This window comes from Flavobacterium sp. (genome assembly GCF_035760125.1).
Lineage (GTDB): Bacteria > Bacteroidota > Bacteroidia > Flavobacteriales > Flavobacteriaceae > Flavobacterium.
In genome coordinates, this window is record NZ_DASTTN010000350.1 from 1 (window position 1) to 6,207 (window position 6,207).

Sequence of the window (6,207 nt, forward strand, 5' to 3'; positions counted from 1 at the left end):
ATTGCTCCCTTTAGGTTTTGTTTTTAGTGATGTTTTTTGATTTTCTAAAATAGGAGCGAAGCCCATTTTCTTTAAAGGTGTAAAAACTGAATGCGATTGAGGGCAATTGAAATCTCCCGCAAACAGTAGATTCAAAGTAGGGTATTCTTGTGGTAGAAGCTTGAAATATTTAATCTCGGTTTCGGGTTGTTTTCTTTTTGTGATGGCATGAAAAGTAGCAATGGTAATGTTTTTTCCTTTGATTTCAAAAGTGGCAAAATATGGTTCACGGTCTATTTCAGAATGATATTTTTGTTCTAGCCATGGTTTGCCTTTTAGTTTTAGGCTACTGGTTTTCCATATAAAGGCATAACGTTCTGTTTTATAGTTATTGCTTGAAGTGGGGTTGCTTATTCGATAATCCCATTTAGTTCCTTTTCGATTGAGTGCATCTGCTAGTTTTACCACGGCTTGTGCTCCACCATTTCCAGCTACTACTTCTTGGATAGTGATTATGTCGAAGTCTTTTATGGTATTGGCAATAAACGCAATCTCTTGATCTGATTTGGATTTACCAAAGTTTTCCAGGTTCCAGGAAAGAAGTTTGGTTTGGGAATAAAAAGTATTGAAAGAAAATAAAAAGAGAAGTAAAAATGCTTTGTTCATGAATCAGGATTAATGCCCAAATATAAAGATTGTAAAAAGAATTATCAGCTTCCGAGTACAAAGAGTTGTTTTTAATTTGCTTCTAGTTTGTAAATATTTCCATCTTCGTCTGTGCCTTTTAGTTTGCCATAATCAATCCATTCAACTTGTATATCTACGGTTTCATTTTTGATATTGATGATTGTACCGGCACCGAATTTGCCTTTTATATTGATGATACCCGATACGGAATCTCCCACTTGATCCAATCCATTTACAACATAATTATACTCATAATTTCCGGATGTTCCTGTTCGATATTCATAATCATACTTAAAATCTTTGTGATACGTTTTGGCTTCTTCCGGCGTAATGGTATTGATGTCATCAGGAGTGATGACTTCTTTATTGAGGGTATGAGGTTGTATTTTTGGCTGTTCTTTTTTACAGGAAATTACCAACCAAAATGGAAATAGTATAAAAAGTAATTTTTTAATCATGCCCTTTTTGTTTCAAATTTAGAGGGATTATAATTCAAATTTTTACGGTAAACCGTAAGGCACATGATTAACTTATACTAAATTTTATGTTGTTTTATAAGTGGTTAAGAGTCATCGTTTTTGGTGTCTTTAGAATGTATTTCGTCATGTTTTTTTGAAGAATTATTTTTAAGGCTCATTAGGGGATTTCTTTTTTGAAAATTGATTACATTCTTTAATTCTCTTGAATGTTAGAATAAAAGCTTAAAAAAAACACTTTCAAGAATCAAAGTGTTAGGAAAAACTAATGGCTTTTGCATTCAGCAAAATAAGGAACTAGATTTTTTTGAATCTATATTTCAGAGCAGTTAGGAGGGAAGTAAGTATAAAGGATATCATCAAAGGAATACAGGAAACTCTCCAATCGAAAGAATTAAAATAATTGGCTATTCCTAAAAGAATTAGACTTGTCATAAGTCCAATGGATATGATGATACTGTTTAAATAGGTGTTGTTTTTGGATAAATGTTTTACAAATATATTTGCTTTGGGAGTTACAATTCTTAAGTTGTTTTTCTTTTTGGCTTTATATTTTGTAATCGTAGTTTTAATGAAATTATTTGCTCGCATTGGTTTTGAAATATAAAGGCAAACTTAAAATCATTGCTGAAAACTTCTTTACGGGAAACCGTAAAAAATCCATTTTTAACAGGGTGATTTATATGTTGAAAAGTAACAAATTTTCAATTTGCCCGAAAAGGCAAAAGTGTTTTCAGGCAGACAACTATTTTAGCATTAAACCAATCCTAAGTCTTTGGCAATAGCCACAAGATGGGTGGGATTGTTTGCCTTAAAGTATATTTTGAGTTTGTTGATGCGTTTTTCGATGGTGCTTTTGCTGTTTGGCGTAATGCCAACTTCTTTAAAAGTGGACTCCATATTTTCTTGGGTCACGCCTATAGATAGGTATTTAATGAGCTGAATATCGTAATTGTCTATTTCATTGACAGTCTTGTCCTGAAGAATATAATTCAATTCTGGTGACAAGTATTTTTTAGTGCCATCAAAAACAATTTCAACTGCTTTTTTTAGTTCAGCAATACTATTGCGGCCTTTCATGACAAAACCATTGATGCCGTATTTGTCAAACAATGATTTTATGCGATAGGATTTGTCTTCGATAGAAAAGGCAATAATTTTTATTTCTGGAAACAATTGTTTTACTGCCGCGATTAATTCTTCTCCAGAGTTGAGATTGTTTTCTCTGTGATCGACTTTGAACGACAAATCAGAGATTAGCAATTCATAAGGTTCGTTGTCTTTGTAGGCTTTTTTGATTTTTAGCAAAGCATCGTCACAGTATTTGGCAAAATCAATTTCGGGAACTTCAAGTTCTTTAAGCACCTGTACAGCTGCAATATCATTAAAATCGATGTCATCTACTATCAAAACTTTTTTGAACATAATCTGTAATTATTTGGGAATTGCTATTTTAACTTTAAAACCTTTGTTGGTTTCTATGTCAAAAGTAATGGTTCCATTTATGGCATGAATACGGTTTTCCACATTGTGGAGGCCGTTTTTCAAAATTAGTGTATTGTCTATTCCAATTCCATTGTCAGAATAATTGATTTCAATGCATTTTTCATTCGATTCAAAACTAATAACAGCAAAGGAACACTGACTATGTTTCTTCATATTGACCATCAGTTCTTGCAATACTCTGTGTAACGCAATTTTCTTTGCGGATTGAATTTTTAACCAATTGATATCGCCATTATCCTTAATAATTATTTGGGTTTGATTGTTATTATAAGCCGATATCATTTCTTTTAGTTCTTCCTCAAACTTCGCACCCGTTTCAATTTTACTGTTCTCTCTCGATATGTTTCGGGTTCTTGCGTATATTTTATCAAGATTGCCTAGAAGGGTTTCTTTTTTTATTGGGTTTTGCAAATCTTGGGTTTCGGCAAAAGCCATCGTTTGATAAACATCGTTGGCTAATTCATCATGAAGTTTTTTGGATATTCGGGTTTCACTTTCGTAAACTGCTTTTTCTTTTTCCTTTTTGCTCTTATTTTTTAAATAATAGTATAAGAATACGGTGGATAGAATCCCTATAAATATTAGAAAGTAGGAAACATAATTTCTGTTTTTTTGTTGTTCCAATTCTAGGGCATTCTCAATTTTTTGTGTTTTTAGTAATTGATTTTCATTTTTTTCTTTGGTCGAATCGTACTTAATTTTTGCAAATTGATTTTTTGCTTTTTGAGTTGCTTTATTGAGACTATCGTTGATACGGAGGTAGTTTGTCGTAAATTTTTTGGATTGATTTCCAGTGCTATTTTTAATTAATTGTTCTAAAGATTTCAAACGATCATTTACATTATTTACCTTAGTAGCTTTAGCATAGGATAATTGAGCATAATGATATGACAAAACGGGATTGGTCTTGTTGTAAAACTCAGATAAGCGGTAATAGGATGTTGTTGTTCCAAAATCATCTTTTATTTGTTCCCTAATTTTTAGGGCTTGATTGATATAATTAAAACCTTTTTGAAAATTTCCAGTTTTGAAATATGAAAAACCTAGGTTGTCAAGAATTCGAGCGTGATTTTGATCATTGTCTATAACTTCTTTTATTGATAGTAAAGGAATGAGGATTTGTATAGCATCTTTGTAATTCTGTTTTTCCATATGGATAACAGCAATATTGTTTTTAAGGATTGCTTTTTGTAATTCAGTTTCAGCGATGTTAAGAGCTTGATTGTAATAATAAATGGCATTATTGTAATCAAAAAGGCTTTTATAGTTGATACCAAGAGTATTGTATATTGCAATCTTATATTGATTGTCGGTAGTTTTGTCAAAAAAAGGAATTGCCTCTGTTGCACTAGTTTCACTACTGGCATAATCACCTTGTATTTGCTGAATAGCCGCCATTTTAAGTAAAGAATAAATAATTTTGGCATTGTCTTTTGATGAGTCACAAGCTAATTTTGATTTATTATAATAAAAAAAGGCCCTATTGTATTGTGAATTAGCAAAATACTTTTCAGCATAGTCAATATAGACTTGGTATGCTACATTTATTTTCTTTTCTTTAGGAATGGATTGTTTTTTGGAACAAGAACTTATTGCAAATAGCAATATCAGTAATAAATAAAAATTCGGGAAATATAACTTTTTTGCTATCATTTCCCGAAAATACTCAAATTAATTAAAACAGTATTATTATCTGAATTAATATTTTTAAACTTAAGGTTTAGGAGGGGTAGTTGGTATTTGTCCGCTATCTCCATCTATTGGTGCATCAGCACTTACTTGTTGTTTATTCGTATTTGGAGTTGTTTCCATATCATCATTGGTACAAGAAACCATAACTACACTTGTAATGATATAACACGATACTAAAAATATTCTTTTCATTTTTTTTTGATTTAAAAATTAGACATAGGTTGGCCCCTTCGATTTTGAATTCGAATCATTGCCTGAATAGGCGAGCCATTAAAAACAGTTTGTTTTTTTGCTTGCGGGAAGTGAAGTGTGCTGAAACAGTATAGTATTTTTATACTTCCCAGATAATTGTACTATGCTGTTTAGCAACACTTTTGTTTGAACTAGTTTTGTACATTTGTTCTTATCGCGAAATAGAACAGGAACTAATTCTGAAGCAAAGGAATAGTGTTTCTGCTGAATGATTTCAATGGAATTCCGGTAATTCCAGAAATTCCGATGTATTCTAATAATTCCAATAAATTCCGATCATGCTTATGAACAAAACTACTTTTGAAGAATATAAAAGTGCCATTAAGGCTCAATATGAAGCGAAGAAAATAGAAGGCATTTATGGGAGTGGAAATCTATCAAATCTCACACCAGCCAAGTTGAGAGATTTATTTTTACGTATTTCTGGAATGGATTTGACTAAAACAGATGAAAGCACATTCAGATTTTTTTTTAGCGCTAAAGAAGATGAAAAATTAGGAAGAGCTATTGATAATTTTGGTACTGGAAAACTGAAGTCGGTAATTTCATTTTTGAAAGGAGAGAAAAATACAGAGCATTCAACTAGAATTGAATTGGCTGCCATTATTATTGATTTTAATCCAAGACCTTTTAGTAGGTATAAACAAAATGCAGGGAAAGATGGAATAATAAAATCATTAGTTTCAGTTCCTTTTGAAGAGAGACAATAAGAGATTTTTGATGATGACGAAAGCTCATTAAATTTGATTAAGAAAGAAAGTATAAGTAGTGTTATTATCAAAAGAAGGGCCATTTTTCTGGCGACATTGTTATTTGTATTGGTTGCTTTATTTGCATTAAAAGTTATGATTTTTCCAACTAAAGAATGTATGCAGTGGAAAGAGAATCATTATGAAGAAGTTGATTGTTCCAGTGAGAAATTAGGGATTGGTGAATGGAATCTAATAATCCCACTTGATGAAAGCATTATGAAGTTGGAAAAATTGGATTCAAAAAAGGAATTAGTGTTTTTTAAAAACAATAAACCTATAGTTTGGTATTCTAAAGAAGATGGTAAAATAGAACTTTTTAATCAATCTGGATTTCATCCCGAAACGGAGAAACCATTAAAACCAATTACAAATTATATTATTCATAAATACAGATTAAAAACACAAGGAATAAAGTAATCTAATTGTTTAGTATTCATTTATTTTCGGTCTTATTTTTTCTAATTATAAATGTTTCATTTTCTTCTTCCAGATGATAAATATCATGTTAGTATACGAAGTAGGAAAGTATTTTTACTGTAAAAGAATTAATGATATTTTAATTAATTTTATTACAAATTTATTCCGGATTTAAATCATATACTATTTTGAAAAATTTATCCAAAGTTTTAGCTGTATTGTTTCCCTTTTTAATCTTCGGTCAAGGGGCTACAAAAAAAGAAGTAAATCAACAAGTCCAAACATGGGTTTCATTGAACACTGTGACAAAGTTCAGTGAGCACTGGGGAATCGCTGCAGATGCCCATATTCGTGAAAACGGATTTTTTGAGAGCAATAATTTTTATTTATTAAGGGGAGGTGTTGCATATATACCTAATAAATCGGTTTCATTAACGGCGGGTTAT

At 31.1% G+C, this 6,207-nt stretch carries 9 protein-coding genes; 3 read left to right on the forward strand and 6 right to left on the reverse strand.

All coding sequences use genetic code 11. The features are described from left to right. The 6 genes from VFS71_RS12535 to VFS71_RS12560 all read right to left on the reverse strand — a co-directional run. A partial coding sequence (locus VFS71_RS12535; protein WP_326401635.1) for an endonuclease/exonuclease/phosphatase family protein occupies positions 1 to 645 on the reverse strand: 645 nt, incomplete at its 3' end. Positions 646 to 716: 71 nt separating this feature from the next. Then, positions 717 to 1,124: a hypothetical protein gene (locus VFS71_RS12540; RefSeq protein WP_326401636.1), complete on the reverse strand. Its 408-nt coding sequence runs from the start codon at positions 1,122 to 1,124 to the stop codon at positions 717 to 719. Between the two features lie 315 nt (positions 1,125 to 1,439). Next, entirely contained in the window at positions 1,440 to 1,733 is a 294-nt protein-coding gene (locus tag VFS71_RS12545) for a hypothetical protein (protein ID WP_326401637.1), read from the reverse strand. A gap of 165 nt (positions 1,734 to 1,898) precedes the next feature. Then, positions 1,899 to 2,567: a response regulator gene (locus VFS71_RS12550; RefSeq protein ID WP_326401638.1), complete on the reverse strand. Its 669-nt coding sequence runs from the start codon at positions 2,565 to 2,567 to the stop codon at positions 1,899 to 1,901. A 9-nt stretch (positions 2,568 to 2,576) separates the two neighbouring features. Further along, complete coding sequence (locus tag VFS71_RS12555) at positions 2,577 to 4,301, reverse strand: tetratricopeptide repeat-containing sensor histidine kinase (protein WP_326401639.1); 1,725 nt, start codon at positions 4,299 to 4,301, stop codon at positions 2,577 to 2,579. Between the two features lie 60 nt (positions 4,302 to 4,361). Continuing rightward, on the reverse strand, positions 4,362 to 4,532 hold the full coding sequence (locus VFS71_RS12560) for a hypothetical protein (RefSeq protein ID WP_326401640.1): 171 nt from the start codon (positions 4,530 to 4,532) through the stop codon (positions 4,362 to 4,364). Positions 4,533 to 4,876: 344 nt separating this feature from the next. On the opposite strand from VFS71_RS12560, the gene VFS71_RS12565 reads away from it, so the two are divergent. The 3 genes from VFS71_RS12565 to VFS71_RS12575 form a co-directional block, all read left to right on the forward strand. Further along, positions 4,877 to 5,302, forward strand: coding sequence for a hypothetical protein (locus VFS71_RS12565; protein WP_326401641.1), 426 nt, complete (start codon positions 4,877 to 4,879; stop codon positions 5,300 to 5,302). A gap of 33 nt (positions 5,303 to 5,335) precedes the next feature. Beyond that, positions 5,336 to 5,761, forward strand: a complete 426-nt coding sequence (locus tag VFS71_RS12570; protein ID WP_326401642.1) for a hypothetical protein — start codon at positions 5,336 to 5,338, stop codon at positions 5,759 to 5,761. Positions 5,762 to 5,949: 188 nt separating this feature from the next. Next, positions 5,950 to 6,207: DUF2490 domain-containing protein (locus tag VFS71_RS12575; protein ID WP_326401643.1), on the forward strand; the 258-nt coding region annotated here is incomplete at its 3' end.